This is a genomic window from Streptomyces sp. yr375 (genome assembly GCF_900110755.1).
GTDB lineage: Bacteria > Actinomycetota > Actinomycetes > Streptomycetales > Streptomycetaceae > Streptomyces.
Genome location: NZ_FOFF01000006.1, coordinates 106065 through 126349, shown reverse-complemented (window position 1 = coordinate 126349; position 20285 = coordinate 106065). Strand labels below are relative to the sequence as shown.

The following is a 20285-nucleotide window of genomic DNA, read 5'->3' as shown; positions in this document are numbered from 1 at the left end:
ACCCTTACGTCCAGGAGCGATCCATGCGAACCCAGAGCCGACGGAGGCCGCGAGCCACGCTCGCCGCGGTCGCCGCAGGGACGCTGCTCGCCCCGCTGCTCTCCGGCTGCTGGGCCGGGGCCGGCGGGGCTGGTTCCGGCGGCGACTCCATCAACGTCCTCATGGTCAACAACCCGCAGATGACGGAGTTGCAGAAGCTCACCGCCGACCACTTCACCAAGGAGACCGGCATCAAGGTGAGCTTCACCGTCCTCCCCGAGAACGACGTCCGCGACAAGATCAGCCAGGACTTCGCCAACCAGGCGGGCCAGTACGACGTGGCGACCCTGTCGAACTACGAGATCCCGATCTACGCCCGCAACGGCTGGCTGCACGAGATGGACTCCTACGTCGCCGCCGACCCGGCGTACGACGAGCAGGACATCCTGAAGCCGAACCCAACGACCCCGGCGTGCAACCGCGGCCCGCGCCCGGCATCCAGTTCGTCGGCATCCCCGAGTTCACCGACCTCGGCACCAAGGTCTCCCAGGAGATCAGCGCGGCCATCGCCGGACGCCAGTCCGTCGAGTCGGCCCTGAGCAAGTCCCAGAAGATCGCCGAGCGGATCTCCGAGGAGTACGAGGGACGATGACCGCGACGACGGCGGCCCCACCACCGGCCCCCACCCCTGTACGCCCCCTGCGGCAGCCCCCCGCCCGGCTGCGCGGCTGGGCGACCCGCGCCCCGCTGCTCCCCGCTCTGGTCTTCATGATCGTGGTCACCCAACTCCCCTTCGTGGCCACGCTGGTGATCTCCTTCTTCGACTGGAACGCCCTCTACCCCAAGGCCCGCCGCTTCACCGGCCTCGACAACTACCACCAGGTCCTGACCGACGCCGACCTGCGCCACTCGGTGTGGACGACCATCCTGCTGACGGCGACCGTGGTGCTGGTCAGCCTGGTGCTCGGGCTGGCCCTGGCACTGCTCCTGGACCGCCGCTTCCGCGGCCGGGGCGTGGTCCGCACGCTGCTGATCGCGCCCTTCCTGGTGGTCCCGGTGGCCGCCGCCCTGCTCTGGAAACACGTCCTCTACAACCCCGAATACGGCCTGCTCAACGGGCTGTTGCACTACGTGGGCGGCCCCCAGCCCGACTGGATCTCCGACACCCCGCTGCTCGCAGTCGAGGCCTCCCTCGTCTGGCAGTGGACGCCGTTCATGATGCTGATCCTGCTGGCCGGGCTGCAGGGCCGGGACCAGCAGCAGATCGAGGCGGCCCGGGTGGACGGCGCGGGCGACTGGCAGATCTTCCGCCACCTCACCCTCCCCCACCTGCGCCGCTACCTCGAACTCGGCGCCCTGCTCGGCTCGATCTACATCGTGCAGAACTTCGACGCGGTGTTCACCCTCACCTCCGGCGGCCTGGGCACCGCGAACCTCCCCTACACCGTCTACCAGAGCTTCTACCAGGCCCACGAGAACGGTCTCGCCTCGGCCGCCGGCGTCCTGGTGGTCATCGGCTCGATCGTCATCGCGACCTTCGCCCTGCGGGTCGTCTCGTCGCTGTTCCGCGAGGAGGTGTCCCGCGCATGAACGTCGTACGCCGAGGCGGTCTCGGGCTGCTGGCCTGGGTGGCCGGGATCGTGTTCTTCCTGCCCGTGGCCTGGATGGCCCTGACGTCCCTGCACTCCGAGCAGGACGCGGCGACCAACCCGCCGTCCTTCACCGCGTCGCTCACCCTCGACGGCTACCGCGAGTTCTTCGGCGCCGGCGGCGGCGCGAGCCCGTGGCCGGCACTGGTCAACTCGACGGTGGCGTCGGCCGGTTCGACCGTCCTGGTGCTGCTGCTCGCCCTCCCGTCGGCCTACGCGCTGTCGATCCGCCCGGTGCGCAAGTGGACGGACGTCCTGTTCTTCTTCCTGTCGACGAAGATGCTGCCGGTGGTGGCGGGCCTGCTGCCGATCTACCTGTTCGCGAAGAACGCGGGGCTGCTCGACAACATCTGGCTGCTGGTCGTCCTCTACACCTCCATGAACCTGCCGATCGCGGTGTGGATGATGCAGTCGTTCCTGTCCGAGGTCCCGGTGGCGATCATCGAGGCCGCGCGGGTGGACGGGGCACGGCTGCCGACGATCCTCGCGCGCGTGGTCGCCCCGATCGCCCTGCCCGGCATCGCGGCGACGGCCCTCATCTGCTTCATCTTCAGTTGGAACGAACTCCTCTTCGCGCGCGTGCTCACCGGCGTGGTCGCCGAGACCGCCCCCGTCTTCCTGACCGGCTTCATCACCAGCCAGGGCCTGTTCCTGGCGAAGGTGTGCGCCGCGTCGCTCGTCGTCTCCCTGCCGGTGCTCGCCGCGGGGTTCGCCGCCCAGGACAAACTGGTCCAGGGCCTGTCCCTGGGAGCCGTGAAATGAAGGCCGCCGTCATCGAGTCCGAGGGCCGCGCCGCCGTCACCGAGGTCCCCGACCCCACCCCCGGGCCGCGCGAGGTCGTCGTCGAGGTCGCCGCCTGCGGGCTGTGCGGCACCGATCTGCACATCCTCCAGGGCGAGTTCGCGCCCGAACTGCCCCTCGTCCCCGGGCATGAGTTCGCGGGCACGGTGGTCGGGGTCGGCACCCGGGTCACGGAGGTGTCGGCCGGCGACCGGGTGGCCGTCGACCCCTCCCTGTGCTGCCACGAGTGCCGCTACTGCCGCACCGGCCACAACAACCTCTGCGAACGGTGGGCCGCGATCGGCGTCACCACGGCGGGCGGGGCCGCCCAGTACGCGGTGGCCCCGGTGGCGAACTGCGCACGGCTGCCCGAGCACGTCCGCACCCAGGACACGGCGCTGGTGGAGCCCCTGTCGTGCGCGGTACGCGGCTACGACGTGCTCCGTGCACGCCTGGGCGCCCATGTGCTGATCTACGGCTCCGGGACGATGGGCCTGATGATGCTGGAGCTGGCGAAGCGCACAGGGGCGGCGAGCGTCGACGTCGTGGACGTCAACCCCGCGCGCCTGGCGACGGCCCGGCGGCTGGGCGTCTCCGGGGCGGCGGCGAACCCCGACGAGCTGGAGCGGCCACAGGGCTGGGACCTGGTCGTGGACGCCACGGGCAACGCGGCGGCGATCCAGGACGGCCTGGACCGGGTGGCGAAGGCGGGCATGTTCCTGCAGTTCGGGGTGGCGGACTACGCGACCCGGGTGACGATCGACCCGTACCGGATCTACCACCAGGAGATCACCATCACCGGGTCGATGGCGGTCCTGCACAGCTTCGAACGGGCGGCCGAACTGTTCGCGAACGGCGTCCTGGACCCGGACGTCTTCATCAGCGACCGGATCCCGCTGGAGCGCTACCCGCAGGCGCTGGAGCAGTTCGCGGCGGGGGTCGGCCGGAAGATCGTCGTGGTGCCCTGACGGCTCCGACAGCGGCTTCGGCAGCAGGTTCGACGGCTCCGACAGCTTCGGGCCCAGGTAAGGGAACGGCAAAGTGATGTCGTTCGTTCACCCGGCATGACAGCTATGACCCCCGGCTCGAACATCCCTCTCCCCGTCGCCCGCGTGACGGTGGACGTCGCCGCCCCGGTGCGGCTCGACGTTTCGGGCCTGCTGCTCACCGCAGACGGCAAGGTGCGCTCCGACGACGACTTCATCTTCTACAACCAGCCCACCGGCCCCGGTGTGACCTACCGCTCAGGCGGGGGTACGGCGCCCGACGCGATCGTCGTCGACACCGCCGCGCTCCCGCCCGGCATCGAGAAGATCGTCGTCACCGCGAGTCCGGACGGCGCGGGGCAGACGTTCCAGGGCGTCGAACCGACGGCGACGATCCGCGGCGCGGACGACAACAGCGTCCTGGCCACCTTCACACCCCCGCAGCTCGGCGGCGAGACGGCGCTCGTGGTCGTGGAGATCTATCTCCGCAACGGCGCGTGGAAGGCCCGCGCGGTCGGCCAGGGGTACGCCAACGGGCTGGCCGGCATCGCCACCGACTTCGGCGTGACGGTGGAGGAACCGGCGCCGGCCGCGGCCCCGGCCCAGCCGGTCGTCCCGCCCGCGCCGCCGGCCCCGCCCATGGACCCGCGGCTCGCCGCGCCCGCGCCGCCCGCCGCTCCCCCGGCCCCGCCCGCCGCCGCGCCGGGCACCGGGAAGATCAACCTGGACAAGGGCCGCGTCAGCCTCCAGAAGAACCAGACCGTCTCTCTCGTGAAGGGCGGCAGCCCGCTGCTCTCGCAGGTCAAGATGGGCCTCGGCTGGGAGCCCGCGTTCCGCGGCAAGGACATCGACCTGGACGCCTCGGTCATCGCCTACGGCCCGCAGCGCAACCACATCGACAGTTGCTACTTCGGCAAGCTGTCCATCGTGAACGGCGCGATCAAGCACTCCGGGGACAACCTCACCGGCGAGGGCGGGGGCGATGACGAGGTGATCGTCGTCGACCTCGGCCGGCTCCCGCAGGAGGTGTCGGGGCTGGTCTTCACGGTGAACTCGTTCTCCGGCCAGAAGTTCACGGAGGTCGCCAAGGCCTACTGCCGGCTGCTGGACGCCGCGACCGGCGAGGAACTCGTCCGCTTCGACCTCACCGGCGCCGAACCGCAGACGGGCGTGCTGATGGCCAAGCTGATCCGGCAGTTCTCCGGTGAGTGGGAGATGACGGCCATGGGCGACTTCGTGAAGGCCCGCACGGTACGGAACATGGTGAAGCCGGGCGCCCAGGCCCTGTAACCGCGCCCCCGACGCCTTTAGACGTCCCCGACGCTCATAGACGTAGACATAGCCGGTCCGCTGCCGGGCGCCCGCCACCAAGGGGGCGCCCGCCGCCGTCACCGCGCGGGCGGGCGCAGGCCCTCCGTCAGCAGCGACACATACCGGCGGATCGAGCTGCCGTCGTCCTTCGCCAGCTCCGACGCCGTCGCCACCCCGTGCGCGAGGCGCAGTACGTCGATCGGCTCGACGTCCGCCCGCAGGGTGCCCTCCCGCTGGGCCGCCGCCACCAACCGGGCCGCCGCGTCCTTCACGGAGGTGCCGCAGGCGGTGACCGCGACCGCGCCGCCGTCCGTGACGGCGGAGCCCAGCAGCGACTTCATGCCGCGCACCTGGATCGTGCCGACGCACAGCTCGTTGAGCCAGGCCACCAGCGCCTCGCCCGGCGGGAGTTCCCCGCCGAGTTCGCCGGCCCGCGCGGCGAGCGCCTCGATCCGGTCGAGGTAGGCCGCCTCCAGCAGCGCCTGACGGGTCGGGAAGTGCCGGTACAGCGTGCCGGATCCGACGCCCGCCCGCTTGGCTATGTCGTCGAGGGAGGCCCCCTCCCCATGCGCGGCGAAGGCCTCCGCCGCCGCCTTCAGCAAGCGCTCGTAGTTGCGGCGGGCGTCCGCGCGCATGGCCCTGACCTGCGTCATCCAGTTACTCCTCGCGCCGACGTCGTGCTGCCCGCATGGTCCACCACATCACGCGGCGACACCAGACGGGCACCCGGACCGGACGCCCTGCGGCGTCTAGAACAGGGCGCTGTACGCGTTCAGCGCGGGCTGTCCGCCCAGGTGCGCGTACAGCACGGTGGCGTCGCGGCCGATCTCGCCGCGTGCGACCAGGTCGACGAGCCCGGCCATCGACTTCCCCTCGTAGACGGGGTCGGTGATCATGCCCTCGGTCCGCGCGGCGAGCCGCATCGCCGCGAGGGTCGTCTCGTCCGGCACTCCGTAGACGCCGGCGTGGTAGCGCTCGTCGAGTTCGACGTCCTCGACGGTCAACTCCCGCTTCACACCGATCAGTTGTCCGGTGCGGTGCGCGATGCGGGCGATCTGCTCGCGGGTCTCGGCGGGCTTGGCGGAGGCGTCGATCCCGATGACGCGCCGGGGCCTCCCGCCCGCCTCCGCCAGCGCGGCGAACCCGGCGACCATGCCGGCCTGGGTGGACCCGGTCACCGAGCACACGATCACGGTGTCGAAGAAGACGCCCGACTCCCGTTCCTGCTCGGCGACTTCGCGGGCCCACCCGGCGAACCCGAGCCCGCCGAGCGGATGGTCGGAGGCCCCGGCCGGGATGGCGTACGGCTTCCCGCCCGACTCCTCGACCTCCCTGAGCGCCTGCTCCCAGCTCTCCTTGAAGCCGATCCCGAACCCGGCCCGCACGAGCCGTACGTCGGCTCCGGCGAGCCGGCTGATCAGGATGTTGCCGACCTTGTCGTACCCGGAGTCGGGCCACTCCACCCAACTCTCCTGCACGAGCACGCACTTGAGCCCGGCGCGGGCGGCGCAGGCGGCGACCTGACGGGTGTGGTTGGACTGCACCCCGCCGATCGACACGAGCGTGTCGCACCCCTGCGCGAGGGCGTCGGCGATCAGGTACTCCAGCTTGCGCGTCTTGTTCCCGCCGTACGCGATCCCGGAGTTGCAGTCCTCCCGCTTGGCCCAGAGGGCGGCTCCGCCGAGGTGGGCGGTGAGCCGTTCCAGCGGGTGGACGGGCGAGGGCCCGAAGAGGAGGGGGTAACGCGCGTACGAGGAAAGGGACTTCACGGCCATGACGCCTCCAGGCTCATTCGAGGTCTGCGAGGTCTTCAAGGTCTTCAAGGTCGGCCAGTTCGGCCAGCGTGCGCCAGATCTCGGCCGTGACGCGGACCGCCTCGGTCGTGTCACCGTCGGCGCACGCCTCGATCAGCCGTCCGTGCAGTCCGGCCGAACGGCAGGTGCCGCCCTCGCCGAAGCGCCGTCGCTCCAGCCGCCGGATGAGGGGGGTGTAGCGGGCGATGGTGGCGGCGGCCGCGCGGTTGCCTGCGGCCCGGACGAGGATGTCGTGCAGTTCGTCGTCGGCGCGCAGCGCGGTGTCGACGTCCCCGGCGGTGACGGCGGCGGTGAAGCGTTCGTTGGCCGTGCGCATCGCCTCGACGTCCGCCGCGAACAGCCGGGGCACCGCGACCCGGGTGGCCAGCTCGTGCATCGCCCCGACCACGGCCGCAGCGTCCCGTACGTCGGCGGCCACGACCGGGGTCACCCGCGTGTAGCTCTGCGGCTTGCTCTCGAGCAGCCCCTCGTCCACCAGCCGCGTGAACGCCTCCCGCACGGGCGCCCGGGACAGCCCGAGCCGCTCCGCGAGTTCGGCGTCGCGCACCACCGCGCCGGGTGCGATGTCCCCGGCGACGATGGCGTCCCGGATGGTCTCGTAGGCGCGGTCCCGCAGGAGGGTGCGGCGGACGGGTCGTAGAGGCTCCACAAACTGAAATGTTAGATATCAGTGGCTCCGCGAACAAGACCGGAGGGGGCACCGCCGTCGGCGGTGCCCCCGTTCACCGTGGTCCCGCGCCGCCGTCTAGCAGGCGTAGGGGTCCCAGTACCAGGTGCTGATGATGGGGTCGTAGCCGGGGTTGTCGTGCTCGGCGATGTAGTAGCGGCCGTCGGTGTACCGCACGACGGTTCCGGCGGTGTAGGGCGTGCCGGCCGCCCAGTTCCGCGCGGTGGCGCAGGCGCCGCCGCCTCCGCCGCTGCGGACGAACTTCCAGGTGATCCCGTTGAGGACGTCGCCCGTCCCCAGTGACCGGATCGCCGGCAGGCTGAGGTCGATGTGCTCCGACGTGCAGCCCATGCACTTGTCCTTGACCGGGACGGTGATCGTCCGGCCGTTGTAGGAGACCTCGACGGAGATGCCCTGACAGAGCTCGTCGTTGTTGGGGTTGGGGGCCGTCCACCACTGGTACGACACCGCGACGAGCATGTCGGTGGAGGCGTTGATGGGTGTTCCGCAGGCTCCGTAGCCCGCGTCGTTGTAGTAGGTCGCCTTGCCGGTGCGGGACTGACCGATGGGGATCGCGGCGAAGGCCGATTCCATGCCGAGCACGGTGAACAGGACCAGGCTGAGTGCGGCCGTCGCCCAGTGGAGTATGCGTCTGCGGGTGTTCGAGCTGGTGTTCGAGCTGGTGGTCAAGCTTCCTCCCGTACGGTGGTGGGGATGTGCTTGCTCGATCGGCGAGGCGTCGTCAGCAGGACAGGTTGTTGCCCGGCGTGGCGCCCAGGATCTGGGCGAAGCTGCGGTACTTGTCGACCCGGCTCTGCACCTGCGCCGGGTTGTGCCCGTCGCATTCGAGTGCGCCGTTGATCGAGCGGATGGTCTGGCCGAATCCCGCACCGCTGACCATGGCGTTGTGGCCGGTGTAAGTGCCCGGCCCCTTCTGGGTGTTCCAGTACCAGAGCCCGGTCTTCCAGGCGACGGCCGCGTTGTTCTGCACGAGGGACGGGTTGTTGAGCAGGTCGATGCCCAACGCGTCACCGGCCGCCTTGTAGTTGAAGTTCCAGCTCAACTGGATCGGACCACGGCCGTAGTACGCCGACTGGCCGGCCGGGCAGCCGTAGGGCTGGTTCCGGTCGCAGTAGTTCGGGTACTGGGACGTGTCCTGCTCCACGATGTAGACCAGACCGCCCGTCTCGTGGCTGACGTTGGCCAGGAAGGCGGCAGCCTCCTGCCGCTTCACCGTGTCGCTGCCCGTGGTGGCGAAAGCGGGGTAGGCGCTGAGCGCCGAGACCAGCCCGCTGTACGTGTAGAAGGAGTTGCGGCCGGGGAACATCTGGTTGAACTGGGCCTCGCTGACCACGAATCCGGAGGGGGGCGGTTGGTCACCGCCGCCGGTGCAGGTGTAGGGGTCCCAGTACCAGGTGCTGATGACAGGGTCGTAGCCGGGATTGTCGTGCTCGGCGATGTAGTACTGGCCGTCGGTGTACCGCACGACGGTCCCGGTCGTGTAGGCCGTACCGGCCGTCCAGTTGGGCGCGGTGGCACAGGCGTCGCCGCCGCTGGAGCCGCCGCACGTGTACGGGTCCCAGTACCAGGTGCTGACGACGGGGTCGTAGCCGGGATTGTCGTGCTCGGCGATGTAGTACTGGCCGTCGGTGTACCGCACGACGGTTCCGGTGGTGTAGGTGGTACCGGCCGCCCAGTTGGGGGCGGTGTCACAGAGGCCTGCGGCACCGGCCGTCGGGGCCGGTCCGAGCAATATCGTGCCCACGATGGCGAATACGGCCACCAATAAGGCAGTGATGCGTTTTCTTACCACGTTTACTCCCGAGTGATCGAAGAGTTCGGTTGGTACGTGACGCATGGAATGCGCTAGTTCGGCAGAGTCGTCGAGTCGATGAAGGCGGAGACAGCCGTCTGCGGCTGGTCGTGGGCCGGGCCGTCCAGCGGGTCCCAGTCAGGGGTGTGCCAGACGTTCTGCATGAACGCGCCCGGTTTCTTGGGGATACGGGAACTCGGCCCCGTGTAGTTCCACAGCACGTTCTTGTTCCCGCTGTCGTCGTACGACCAGAAACTGACGGAGTTCGGCTGCCACTCGAACATGAACGTATGGAACTGCGTGGCGGAATTGAATCCCGGACTGGGAGTCACGCTTGCCGGGCTGTTCTCACCCGACTGGGCCGGTGCGCAGTCACCGCCCAATTGGACGTTGTAGCAGTTGTAGAGGACCTGGCCGCTGCGCATGTCGATCGCGCGGGAGATCTTCCGGACCGCGCCGTCGGGGTCGTCGGGGGCGTAGTCCGTCCACAACGACAGCCAGACGACGTTCGGCTGGGCGCACAGGATTTCGACGTCGATCTCGTCGTTGTCCGGGAGCCGTTACCGTTGCCGTCCGCGTGGTCGTTGGAGTAGGTGAAGGTACCGGTGACGACGCCCACCCGGCCCAGTCCCGTGCAGTCCGCCGTCTTGATGCGGGTGCCGTAGGTGCCGTAACGGTAGGTGTCGGCATTGCTGCTGATCTCCACCCCGTTGCCGGGACTGGTGCCGGGGCGGGCGTTGAGCCGGAGTTGCAATGCTTTTCCGTCGCTCGCGCCCGACGCGGAAACGACCTGCGTCGTCCCGCCGGGAGCCCACGTCTGACTGAAAAGAGACGAACTCCCCGTCCATTGCTCGGTCACCGGAGCGGCGACCGCCGAACCACCCAGGAACAAGGAGAAGGCGACGGTCGCCGTGGCGATCGGAGCGGCCTGTGCGACCGATTTCCCGATGCGCCGTTTACCGGAGGATGTCGATGAATTACGCGCTCTGGACATAGGACCTTCCGTAGGCTTTCCGACGGGCCCCGGAGGGCCTGACAGTGAGTTCCACAGGCTCCTCCGATTCGCCCATGTTCCTCACCGCGGAAAGCCGTCACATCGGCAATACCCACCGTTACGTCAACGGCCGCCGATCCGGTTCAGCAGGTCGATCCTCAGGCCCCGGCCCACGGCCAGTCGGCGTCCCGGCCCGCTTCCAGCAGGGGCACCATCCGGAACGCCGCGTCCGAGAGGCCGCCGAAGGTGTGGCGGTTCGTCTCCCCCGACGGGCCGTGGCCCGCGCGGTACCCGGCCAGGTTCCAGGTGTAGACCGGCACGTTCGCCGGGATCTGCTCGGTCGGGTCGCCGTGGTGGTGGTATGCGTACTGCTCGTCGGTGACGATCAGGACGCGGTCCTGCCCCCGGTAGTGCGCGCGGATCGCCGACGTGGTGTCGGTGCCGCCGAGGTCGCCGAAGCGCTCCAGGATCTTCAGCACCGACTCGCCCGCGCCGAACTCCAGGCGCTTGTTCGTGGTGCCGAACTCGACGAGGTCCGCGTCGGCCGCCCGCAGCGCGAGCGCCGTGCCGAAGACCGCCGCCGCGTCGGCCCGGTTCAGCTCGGAGCGCTCCGACAGCCGGGAGTAGAACATCGAGCCCGAGCGGTCGACGAGCACCAGCGTGCGGCCGGGCAGCGCGGGCACGTTGGCCAGCGAGTGACCGAGCGCCCGCTCCAGCGGGTACGCCCAGCGCAGCGACGGCGCGTGCCGGTACGCGGCGAGGTAGCGGAACGGGAACTGCCGCGAGCGCGCGACCTCGGCGGGGTCGCTGATCTTCGCCGCCACCCGCGCGGCCACCTCGTCCGAGACCCCGGCCTCGTCGAAGTTGCGCAGGTTGCGGACGAGCGCCATCGGCCCCATGGACGGAATCACGGCCTCCCAGGCCGCCTTGTCCATCGGCCCCTGCAACCAGCCCGCGAGCGCCTCCCACGTCATCCCGGCCGCCGCGAGCCGCTCGGCGCCGCCCGCCGACGTCACCACCGCGCGCCGCTCCCCCACCGGCAGCGCCATCAGCTCGCGGTGCGCGGTCAGGACGCTGCTGGAGGCGGGCGGCACGGCGGTGTCCGGGTTGTGCCGGCGGTCGAGGGCGTACTGGAACAGCTCGCCCTGCCACGGCTTGTCCGGGTCCGGCGCCGCGTGCACCAGGTTGAGGATGTCGCCGAAGCGGTAGCCCTTGGACGCGGTGTCGTACTTCAGCAGCGACTTCCCACCGTAGAGCCGCCGTACGGCGTCGGCGATCCCGCGCTTGACGGGCTTGGGGACAGTACGGCCGTACGTCGCCGTCCAGTACCCGAGCAGCTCGCCGGGCTCGTCGGGACGGCGCAGCACGGAGTCCACGACCTGCCGGTTCGACGGGCCGTCCGTGGCGCCGGCCGCCAGCCGGGCGTGTACGTACTCGGCGGCGCCGACGATCGCGGCGGTCCGGAGGTTGCCCTCGCCGCGCAGCCAGCCGAGCAGGCCGGCCGTCCAGGACGGGTCGCTGACGGCGAGTTCCCGCACGAGGTTCGCGAAACGGTCGTCGCGGGCGGCGCCGGACTCGTAAAAGGTCTGCTGGGAGACGAAGTTGGCGACGGCCAGCAGGAACAGCTCGGAGCGGGCGTCCCGCTCATGGCCTCGGCCGCCCTGGTGGGTACGGAGCACCCGGCCCGTGGTGGTCACGGGCGAGGTGGGCTGCGTCTTGGCCTTGGCGGTACGGGTGTTGAAGCGTGCCATGGTGAATTCCCCCGAATTCATGGTGATTCCGAAGGGGAGGCGCAGCAGAGGGAAGGTGCCCGAGATCGGGAGTCGGCGACGGACTAAGCCAGATGCTCTACCCAACTGAGCTACATCGACCCTGAGTCGATGACGGGACTCGAACCCGCGACCGTCCGATCCAATGAAGTAACCGTTGCCTGCGCACCGGGCACCCACCGCATGCTGCGCCTCCCGAGATCAAGTACGGCGGCGGCGTGGATTTCTGTTGCAAAGAAGTAGCCGCTGCCTTCGCACCGGGAGGTGCGCTGTTCGTGATCTCACTCTAGGAGGCGCCGCATCGCGCGGGCGAGCGAATTAACGACGCCCGCAGCGCCTACCGCCGCTGGCGCTTCCAGGGGCCGGTGATCGCGACCATGATGCCCGGCGTCTGGATGTTGGCGAACAGGGTGTGGCCGTCGGGAGAGAAGGTGACGCCGGTGAACTCGCTGTACTCCGGCTTCTGTTCGGTGCCGATGTCGAGTTCGTTGCGGGCGATGGGGTAGGTGCGGCCGCTGTCGGTGGCGCCGAACAGATGCTGGACGCCCTCGCCGTCCTCGGCGATGACGAGCCCGCCGTACGGGGAGACGGTGATGTTGTCGGGGCCGTCGAACGCGCCGTCGGCGGACGGGTCGGGGTTCACGCCGAGCAGCACCTTCAGGGTCAGGGTGCGGCGCCCCGGGTCGTAGAACCAGACAGCGCCGTCGTGCTGCGCGCCGGGGCTCTCCGCGCGGGCGTACGAGGAGACGATGTAGGTGCCGCCGTCGGCCCACCACATGCCCTCCAGTTTGCGGGCGCGAGTGACCTGCCCGGCGGCGAACTGCTTGCGGACGGACACGGTCCTCGCGTCGCGGTCGGGGACGGTCACCCAGTCCACGCCGTACACCGTGCCGATCCTGGTGGCGCGGGAGAGGTCGTCGACGAACTTGCCGCCGGAGTCGAAGCACTTGAAGGCTTCCAGGACGCCCGCGTCGTCGGCGAGGGTGCGCAGCTTGCCGGGCCCGTGGTGGAAGCCGGCCGGCGGAGTCCAGCGGTAGAGCAGGCCGTTGGGGTCGGAGGCGTCCTCGGTGAGGTAGGCGTGGCCGCGCCGGGGGTCGATGACGACGGCCTCGTGGGCGTACCGGCCCAGCGCTTTAATGGGCTTGGGGCTCTGGCCCGCGCGACGGTCGGCTGGGTCGACCTCGAAGACGTAGCCGTGGTCCTTGGTCATGCCGTTCTGGCCGGCCTTGTCCTCGGTCTCCTCGCAGGTGAGCCAGGTGTCCCAAGGGGTGCTGCCGCCCGCGCAGTTGGTGGAGGTGCCGGCGATGCCGACCCACTCGGCGACCCGGCCGCCGGGGCGCACCTCGACGACCGTGCAGCCGCCGGCCGCCGCCGGGTCGTAGACGAGGCCCTCGGTGAGCGGGACCGGGTACTGCCAGCTCGAACGCGGGCCCTTCAGCTCGTGGTTGTTGACGAGGAGGGTCGCGCCGCGCGGGCCGCGGAAGGCGGCGGTGCCGTCGTGGTTGGACGGCGTGATCTCGCCGGACTCCAGCGTGGTCTTCCCGCTGTGGGTGATGACGCGGTACGAGAAGCCGGCGGGCAGCGCGAGGATGCCGTCGGGGTCGGCGAGCAACGGCCCGTAGCCGACCCCGTGCTGCCCCGCCGCCGTCACCGGCTCGACGTCCGCAGGCTCGGCGTCCACGGGCTCGATGTCCCCGTGCTCGATGTCCGTGGCCGCGAGGGCGTTCGGCGCGGTGGCGAGGGCGCCGACGCTGCCCGCCAGCGCGACCCCGGCTCCGGTGATCGCGGACTGCCTGGCGAAGTCCCTGCGGGTGAGCGACATGGTGTCTCCTGAGACTCGGAAGTGCCGTGGAGTGGGACGGAGCTCGGTTCGGCGACACCGTCCCGCCCATGCCTGAACGGGAGTTGAACGGGGGGCGACTTCGGTGGACCCGTTTCCAAGAAACCGTACGGATCAGGCCACGGAAGCCCAAAGAAGCAAGCCCCCGGGAAGCGTCAACCGCCTTGCTGTGACCGTGCCTTGAACGCCGCCTTGCGGGCTTCCTTCGCGATGCGCTTGTCCGGGTGCAGGCGGCCCATCGCCTCCAGGACGTCCGGGGTCGCCGGGTGGTCGACGCGCCAGGCCGCCGCGAAGAAACCGCTGTGCTGCTGGGCCAACCCCTCGACGAGGGCCTGGAGTTCGTCCGAGTTGCCCTCGGCGGCGAGTTGCGCGGCCAGGGTGTCGATGGTGAGCCAGAAGACCAGGTCCTCGGAGGGGGCGGGGACGTCCGTCGCGCCGAGTTCGCTCAGCCAGACGCGGGCGAGGCCGCCGAGTTCGGCGTCGTCGAGGACGTGGCGCACGGCGGGTTCGGCCGGGGCGCCGAGGAGCGACAGGGCCTGCTGGCAGCGCAGCCTGCGCAGCGGGGCGCCGGGGTCCGAGCCACGGGCGGCGGCCAGCAACTCCTTTGCGGCGGCGAGGGGTTCGCGGCGCACGAGCCACTGCTCGGTCTCGGCGAGGGCCGCGCGTGAGCCGTAGCCGGCGCTGCCGTCGAGGAGGGCGTCGGCGCCCTTGTCGGCGAGGTCGCCGACGGCCGGTGCCGCGAAGCCGGACTCCAGCAGCCGGGCCCGCAGCCCGTACACCCCGAGCGGGGTGAGCCGGACCATGCCGTACCGGGAGACGTCGGCCTCGTCGACCGCAGCGACAGGCACCTCGGCCGCCTCACCCGCTCCCGCGCCCGCCCGGTCGCCCGCGTCCCCTTCCGTGTCCCCCAACAGCGCCTCGTCGACGGGCTGGTAGACGACCAGGCCGATCGGGTCCAGCAGCCGGAACGGGTCGTCGAGCCGCATCATCGCGTCGGAGACCTGCTCCAGGACGTCGTTGGTGGGCTCGTTCATGTCGCCGGGGATGATCATCGAGGCGGCGAGCGCGGGAAGCGGGACGGGGGCGTCGCCGGGGCCGTCCTCGCTGGCGGTGAGCAGGTAGAGGTTGCCGAGCACGCCGTCGAGGAAGTCGGCCTCGGCCTCGGGATCCCAGTCCAGCTTGGAGAAGTCGACCGCGCCGCCCTCGTCCATGACGTCGATCAGCGCGTCGAGGTCGGGCACGGCCGCGTCGGCGATCACGGACTCCAGGGCGCCGAGCCAGACGGCGAGGACGTCGTGCGGGGAGCCGCCGGTGAGCAGCGCCAGGTCCTCGCCGGTCGTGACGGTGTCGGCCTGCTCGTCGACGACCTCCACGAGGCCGGTGTCCATGGCGAGCCGCCACGCCTCGCTCGCCTCGGCCGCGGCGTCGTCCCCGGTCAGTCCGAGCGCCTCGGCGGCGGCCGCCAACTGCTCCTCGACGAGCTGGCCGCCGGCGTCGACCCGGGTGCCGGGACCGGCCCAGCGGGCCAGCCGGGCGGCCCGGGAGAGCAACGGCGTGGACAGGGCGTCGCGCGCCAGCTCCGCTTCGGGGTGCAACCGCACCGGCGGCAGGGGGGAGCTGTCTGACATCGGCTGGTTCTCCTCGGGCGCGTGGTGCGACCGGCCCGCCGGGGGCACGGGCACGGGGGCACTGGGCCACTCAGCCTAGACGGATATGGACCCATGCCGCCCGGTTCATCTACTCGTCAGGCCGCGTCCATGGCTGAAACCTTGACAAGGGGCCTGACCAGGCAGGAGATTGACGCGCGTAGAAATCCACTGGACATCTGTGCACTGTAATTTTCTACGCGCGTCGCGTTCCGCTCCACCGGTCGCGGCCCCCCATCACCTGCACGACCCTCGTTCCACCTCCAGCTCCATCCTCGTCCCGGCGCTCACGTACGTCCCCGGAGGGATTCCGTTGCCGAGCAAGAAGTCCGCGCGCCTCGCCGCGCTCACCGTCGCCGCCGTCTGTTCCGCGGCCTCCACCGTCGCCCTCACCGTGCCCGCGCAGGCGGACACCGTGGCCATTCACGACATCCAGGGCACGACCCGGATATCGCCGTACGCCGGCAAGGCGGTCACGGGTGTGGCCGGAATCGTCACCGGCGTCCGCACCTACGGCTCGTCCAAGGGGTTCTGGATCCAGGATCCGAACCCGGACGCCGACCCGGCCACCAGTGAGGGCGTCTTCGTCTTCACCAGCTCCGCCCCGAAGGTCGCCGTCGGCGACTCCGTCACGGTCACCGGCACCGTCTCGGAGTACGTCCCGGGCGGTACCTCGACGGGCAACCAGTCGATCACCGAGATCACCAAGCCGACGGTGACGGTCGTGTCCAGCGGCAACGCGGTTCCGGCCGCGACCATCGTGAACGCGAAGTCGGTCCCGGGCGCGTACACGCCGGCCGGCGACACCCTCGCGAACAACTCGATCAACGCGCTCACCCTTCAGCCCAAGAAGTACGCCCTGGACTACTACGAGTCCCTGGAGGGCATGAACGTCCAGGTCTCGGACGCGCGCGTGGTGACCGCCACCGACCCGTACAGCGAGCTGTGGGTCACGGTGAAGCCGCACGAGAACACCAGCCGCCGCGGTGGCGCCCTGTACGGCTCGTACACCTCGCAGAACACCGGCCGGCTGCAGATCCAGTCGCTGGGCGCGACGGCCGACTTCCCGGTCGCGAACGTCGGCGACAAGCTCACCGGCGTCACGTCCGGCCCGCTGGACTACAACCAGTTCGGCGGCTACACGCTCGTCGCGAGCCAACTCGGCACGCTCAAGAGCGAGGGGCTGAAGCGGGAGTCGACGAAGCGGCAGAAGAAGGACGAGCTCGCGGTCGCGACGTACAACGTCGAGAACCTCGACCCGTCCGACGCCACGTTCGAGGAGCACGCCGCCGCGATCGTGGACAACCTGAAGTCGCCCGACATCGTGTCCCTGGAGGAGATCCAGGACGACAACGGCGCGACGAACGACGGCACGACCGCCGCCGACGTGACCGTGAACAAGCTGATCGACGCGATCGTGGCCGCGGGCGGCCCGACGTACGACTGGCGCTCGATCGACCCGGTCAACAACGCCGACGGCGGCGAGCCGGGCGGAAACATCCGTCAGGTGTTCCTGTTCAACCCCGAGCGGGTGTCCTTCACCGACCGCGCGGGCGGCGACTCGACCACCGCGGTCGGTGTCACCACGGTGCACGGCAAGGCGCAGCTCACCGCCTCGCCGGGCCGCGTCGACCCGGCCAACACGGCCTGGAACAACAGCCGCAAGCCGCTCGCCGGCGAGTTCGTCTTCCGTGGCCGGACGGTCTTCGTGATCGCCAACCACCTCAACTCCAAGGGCGGCGACCAGGGTCTGACCGCGCAGTACCAGCCGGTGGTGCGCAGCTCGGAGATCCAGCGCCACCAACAGGCGACGCTGGTCAACGCGTTCGTCAAGAGCATCCTGGACGTGCAGAAGAACGCGGACGTCATCGCCCTGGGCGACATGAACGACTTCGAGTTCTCCGGCACCGCGCAGCTCCTGGAGAGCGACGGCGCGCTGTGGTCGGCGATCAAGTCGCTGCCCAAGAACGAGCGTTACACCTACGACTACCAGGGCAACCAGCAGGTCCTGGACCAGATCCTGGTGAGCCCGTCGATCCGGTGCGGCGACTTCACGTACGACAGCGTGCACATCAACTCGGAGTTCCACGACCAGATCAGCGACCACGACCCGCAGGTACTGCGCTTCGAGCCGTAGCGATACCCGTAGGACTGTCAACTGGGCCGGCTGAACACTCCGTTCAGCCAGTCCTGCCAGGCGGTCTCGGTCGCCTTGGCGTCGGCGTCCGCGGCGAAGTCGTGGATGCTGACGCCGACCGGCGCGCCCCAGTGGTTGCGCCCGAAGATCCGCACGAGGGCGTCCTCGGTGCGCAGTCCGATGAAGTACGGGTCGCGGTAGTCGAGTACGGCGTCGAAGTCCCGTGGGCCGCGCACCGTGACGCGGGTGCCGGTCGCCGTGTCGTCCGCCAGTCCGAGGGCCTGCCCGACCGCGGTGAGCGCGGTGGGCGTGACGGACGCCTCGCCGCCGTCGAGTTGGGCGAAGGCGACGGGGCGGGGCGCGAAGTGCGTGAGGTACTCGCGCAGGGTGTGCAGGTAGAAGTCGGTGTGCTTGCTCGCCCCGTCGTACTGGTTGTCCCAGTCGTCGGTGAAGATCCCACTGTGCACGTACCGCACCCAGGCACGCCGGCCGCCGTCGCGCGACTCGATGACATGCTCGAGCTGGTTCCGGCTCTGGACGGAGAAACCGACGTCCTCGCTGCGGATGATGAGGTGGTGCGGCGGGTCCCAGGCGGTGACCTTCGACCCGAAGGCCGCCGCGCCGCCCACTCGGGGCTCCGGTGCCTCCATCGGCCACAGGTATCCCCCGGTGCCGTTCGTGACCGCCTCCCACACCTCCTCCGGAGTGGCGTCGACCTCAAACTCGCGGGCGATCTCGAATTCCTTGGACATGACTGTGCTCCTCACGTGGACAAGTGGCCCTACGACTCGGTGAGTTCGGGGTGTTCGACGAGTTCGGGGTCCTGCGGCGGCTTGAGCGTCGGGTGGACGGCGACGACGATCCGGTGATCGCGGCCCCCCTCGGCGTCGGGGGCGTCGTACTTGTGGATCAGAGCGCCGACCCCCGCCGTCAGCTCCTGGATGAACGCGGCCCGGTCCGCCGCCGAGGCGAAACGCACTTCGCCGTCCAGCGCGTACGTCGCCAGCCCCTTGCGGGCCTTCGCCGCGCCGGTGATCAGCGAGCCGACGTCGCGCACCAGCCGGGCGCCGAGCGCGAGCAGCCAGCGCGCGGAGAGCTGGTCCCGGAAACGGTCCGGATCCGGCTGCACGGCGGCGAGCGCGAGCGGTGAGATCACGTACGACGCGGCGGTCGCCCGCATCAGCCGCTCGGTGACGTTCCCCTTGCGGCGCTCACCGGCCAGCTCGACCAGCCCGTGCCGCTCCAGCGCCTTGAGGTGGTAGTTCACCTTCTGCCGGGGCAGCCCGACCTTGCCGGCCAGCATCGCGGCCGACGCGGGCCCGGCCGCCAGCTCCGCGAGCAGCCTGGCCCGTATGGGGTCCAGGGAGACGGCTGCGGCCTCGGGATCCTCGATCACGGTGACGTCCAACATGCCCCCACCGTCTCACCGAAAACTTTTTTTGTCCAGGGGAATCAAATGTTCGGCGGGAGAGTGAGCGGCAGAGCAGGCACCGCTTACGCCCCTGCGCTCAGCACCCGCCACCCCGCCGCTTCCAGAGCACCCCCACCACGACGAACGCCACCCCCACCACACCGACCACACCCGCCGCGCCCATGACCACGATCGGCCTCGGATGACGCGCCGTGCTGCGCAGTTGCACGGTCATCGCGCCGGCGCGGTCCATGAGGTCGGCGGCGCGGGTCTCGGCACGACCGCGTACGTCCGCCTTGGCGGCCAACTCCTCCACGGTGGCCTCCAGTTGGTGCCTGGTGTGCTCGATCTGCCGACGCAGCTCCGCCACTGTCCTGTCCGTCATCGGTGCACCCTTCCCTGGTACCCGTCCGAAACTCCCGGGCACTCCCGGGCACTCCCGGGTACCCCAGGCGGACCAGCACTACCCACCCCCAGGGAGGGAGGACCCGTAAGCACCCCTTACCAATACCATCCACAAAAATTAAGTGGAGCTTCTCGATGACCGGGCCGACACTACCCCCATGACCACGACGCCCCCTCCCCCGCTCCGACGGCCCGCCCCCTTCGGACGCGCCCTCTGCGCGATGATCACGCCCTTCACGGCCTCCGGCGGGCTCGACCTCGACGGTGCGCGGCGGCTGGCCGAGCGTCTGATGGCGGGCGGCTGCGACGGGCTGGTGCTCTCCGGCACGACGGGTGAGTCGCCGACCACCACGGACGCCGAGAAGGCGGAGCTGGTGGCGGCGGTACGGGAGGCGGTGGGCGGGCGGGCCTCGATCGTCACGGGCGTGGGCACCTTCGACACCCGGCACACCGTCGACCTCACCCGCGCCGCCGAGAAGGCCGGCGCGGACGGCGTCCTCGTCGTCAGCCCGTACTACAGCAGGCCCCCGCAGGACGCCCTGGAGGCACACTTCCGTGACGTAGCCGACGCCTCCGGACTGCCGGTCATGCTGTACGACATCCCCGCCCGCACCGGCACCCGCATCGAGCCCGACACCCTGATCCGCCTCGCCGAACACCCCAGGATCGTCGCGGTCAAGGACTGCTCCTACGACTTCCTCGGCGCCCAAAAGGTGCTCTCGCGCACCGAGTTGGCGTACTACGCGGGCTGCGACGAGCACAACCTCGCGCTGTACGCGGTAGGCGCGGCGGGCTATGTCAGCACGGTCGCGAACGTGCTCCCGGCCCAACTCCGCGCCGTCCTGGACACGTTCGAGGCGGGCGAGACGACGGAGGCCGCCCGTCTCCAACAACAGGCAACGGAACTGGTGGAGTTGATGATGGCCTCGGGCCTGCCCGGCACCGTCACCACCAAGGCCCTCCTCAACGACCTGAACCTCCCGGCCGGCCCGGTCCGCGCACCCCTACGCCCCGCCGACCGCCCAACGACCACAGCCCTACGCGCAGCCCACGACCGCCTCGCCACACTCCCGTAGGCTGACCG

The 20285-nt window shown here is 70.3% G+C and carries 17 protein-coding genes and 3 pseudogenes; 7 read left to right on the top strand and 13 right to left on the bottom strand.

Features of this window, described 5'->3' with window-relative positions; all coding sequences use genetic code 11:
• Window positions 1-23: 23 nt before the first annotated feature.
• From BMZ82_RS09210 to BMZ82_RS09190, 5 genes and pseudogenes are all read left to right on the top strand, one after another.
• A pseudogene (locus tag BMZ82_RS09210) lies at window positions 24-631 on the top strand (extracellular solute-binding protein).
• Window positions 628-1569, top strand: a complete 942-nt coding sequence (locus BMZ82_RS09205; protein WP_093773629.1) for a carbohydrate ABC transporter permease — start codon at window positions 628-630, stop codon at window positions 1567-1569. The pseudogene BMZ82_RS09210 and the gene BMZ82_RS09205 overlap by 4 nt, the downstream one beginning before the upstream one ends.
• The gene (locus tag BMZ82_RS09200; protein WP_093773627.1) at window positions 1566-2390 is read left to right on the top strand and encodes a carbohydrate ABC transporter permease; all 825 of its coding nucleotides are present in this window, start codon (window positions 1566-1568) and stop codon (window positions 2388-2390) included. Before BMZ82_RS09205 ends, BMZ82_RS09200 begins: the two co-directional genes overlap by 4 nt.
• Window positions 2387-3376 (top strand): zinc-dependent alcohol dehydrogenase family protein, encoded by a 990-nt coding sequence (locus tag BMZ82_RS09195; RefSeq protein ID WP_093773625.1) that lies wholly within the window; start codon window positions 2387-2389, stop codon window positions 3374-3376. The genes BMZ82_RS09200 and BMZ82_RS09195 overlap by 4 nt, the downstream gene beginning before the upstream one ends.
• A gap of 105 nt (window positions 3377-3481) precedes the next feature.
• Window positions 3482-4684 carry a TerD family protein gene (locus tag BMZ82_RS09190; protein WP_093773624.1) on the top strand — a complete coding sequence of 401 codons (1203 nt, stop codon included), beginning with the start codon at window positions 3482-3484 and terminating at the stop codon, window positions 4682-4684.
• Window positions 4685-4782: 98 nt separating this feature from the next.
• Here the strand turns inward: BMZ82_RS09190 and BMZ82_RS09185 are convergent, their stop codons facing one another.
• The 10 genes and pseudogenes from BMZ82_RS09185 to BMZ82_RS09145 all read right to left on the bottom strand — a co-directional run bounded on the left by BMZ82_RS09185 (window position 4783) and on the right by BMZ82_RS09145 (window position 15230).
• Window positions 4783-5358, bottom strand: a complete 576-nt coding sequence (locus BMZ82_RS09185; protein WP_093773622.1) for a TetR/AcrR family transcriptional regulator — start codon at window positions 5356-5358, stop codon at window positions 4783-4785.
• Window positions 5359-5454: 96 nt separating this feature from the next.
• Window positions 5455-6480: a 1-aminocyclopropane-1-carboxylate deaminase gene (locus BMZ82_RS09180; protein ID WP_093773620.1), complete on the bottom strand. Its 1026-nt coding sequence runs from the start codon at window positions 6478-6480 to the stop codon at window positions 5455-5457.
• Between the two features lie 13 nt (window positions 6481-6493).
• Window positions 6494-7168 carry a GntR family transcriptional regulator gene (locus BMZ82_RS09175; RefSeq protein WP_093773618.1) on the bottom strand — a complete coding sequence of 225 codons (675 nt, stop codon included), beginning with the start codon at window positions 7166-7168 and terminating at the stop codon, window positions 6494-6496.
• A 99-nt stretch (window positions 7169-7267) separates the two neighbouring features.
• A pseudogene (locus tag BMZ82_RS42660) lies at window positions 7268-7399 on the bottom strand (chitinase); the annotation flags it as partial.
• Window positions 7400-7486: 87 nt separating this feature from the next.
• Window positions 7487-7876 (bottom strand): annotated as a pseudogene (locus BMZ82_RS42655) (cysteine/serine endopeptidase inhibitor); the annotation flags it as partial.
• A 52-nt stretch (window positions 7877-7928) separates the two neighbouring features.
• Window positions 7929-8951: a chitinase gene (locus BMZ82_RS09165; protein WP_256251825.1), complete on the bottom strand. Its 1023-nt coding sequence runs from the start codon at window positions 8949-8951 to the stop codon at window positions 7929-7931.
• Window positions 8952-9052: 101 nt separating this feature from the next.
• Window positions 9053-9490, bottom strand: coding sequence for a family 16 glycosylhydrolase (locus BMZ82_RS09160; protein ID WP_093773616.1), 438 nt, complete (start codon window positions 9488-9490; stop codon window positions 9053-9055).
• Between the two features lie 661 nt (window positions 9491-10151).
• Complete coding sequence (locus BMZ82_RS09155) at window positions 10152-11744, bottom strand: TROVE domain-containing protein (RefSeq protein ID WP_093773614.1); 1593 nt, start codon at window positions 11742-11744, stop codon at window positions 10152-10154.
• Between the two features lie 355 nt (window positions 11745-12099).
• Window positions 12100-13584 (bottom strand): alkaline phosphatase PhoX, encoded by a 1485-nt coding sequence (locus BMZ82_RS09150; RefSeq protein WP_093773612.1) that lies wholly within the window; start codon window positions 13582-13584, stop codon window positions 12100-12102.
• A 173-nt stretch (window positions 13585-13757) separates the two neighbouring features.
• Entirely contained in the window at window positions 13758-15230 is a 1473-nt protein-coding gene (locus BMZ82_RS09145) for a hypothetical protein (RefSeq protein WP_093773610.1), read from the bottom strand.
• A 331-nt stretch (window positions 15231-15561) separates the two neighbouring features.
• On the opposite strand from BMZ82_RS09145, the gene BMZ82_RS09140 reads away from it, so the two are divergent.
• Window positions 15562-17385: an endonuclease/exonuclease/phosphatase family protein gene (locus tag BMZ82_RS09140; protein WP_093773608.1), complete on the top strand. Its 1824-nt coding sequence runs from the start codon at window positions 15562-15564 to the stop codon at window positions 17383-17385.
• A gap of 17 nt (window positions 17386-17402) precedes the next feature.
• On the opposite strand, the gene BMZ82_RS09135 is transcribed toward BMZ82_RS09140, so the two are convergent.
• From BMZ82_RS09135 to BMZ82_RS09125, 3 genes are all read right to left on the bottom strand, one after another.
• On the bottom strand, window positions 17403-18137 hold the full coding sequence (locus BMZ82_RS09135) for an SRPBCC family protein (protein WP_093773606.1): 735 nt from the start codon (window positions 18135-18137) through the stop codon (window positions 17403-17405).
• A 29-nt stretch (window positions 18138-18166) separates the two neighbouring features.
• Complete coding sequence (locus BMZ82_RS09130; protein WP_093773604.1) at window positions 18167-18796, bottom strand: ArsR/SmtB family transcription factor; 630 nt, start codon at window positions 18794-18796, stop codon at window positions 18167-18169.
• 97 nt (window positions 18797-18893) lie between these two features.
• Window positions 18894-19181, bottom strand: coding sequence for a DUF3618 domain-containing protein (locus BMZ82_RS09125; protein ID WP_093773602.1), 288 nt, complete (start codon window positions 19179-19181; stop codon window positions 18894-18896).
• Between the two features lie 178 nt (window positions 19182-19359).
• Between BMZ82_RS09125 and dapA the strand changes: the two genes are divergently transcribed.
• Entirely contained in the window at window positions 19360-20277 is a 918-nt protein-coding gene (gene dapA, locus BMZ82_RS09120; protein WP_093773600.1) for a 4-hydroxy-tetrahydrodipicolinate synthase, read from the top strand.
• Window positions 20278-20285: the final 8 nt, after the last annotated feature.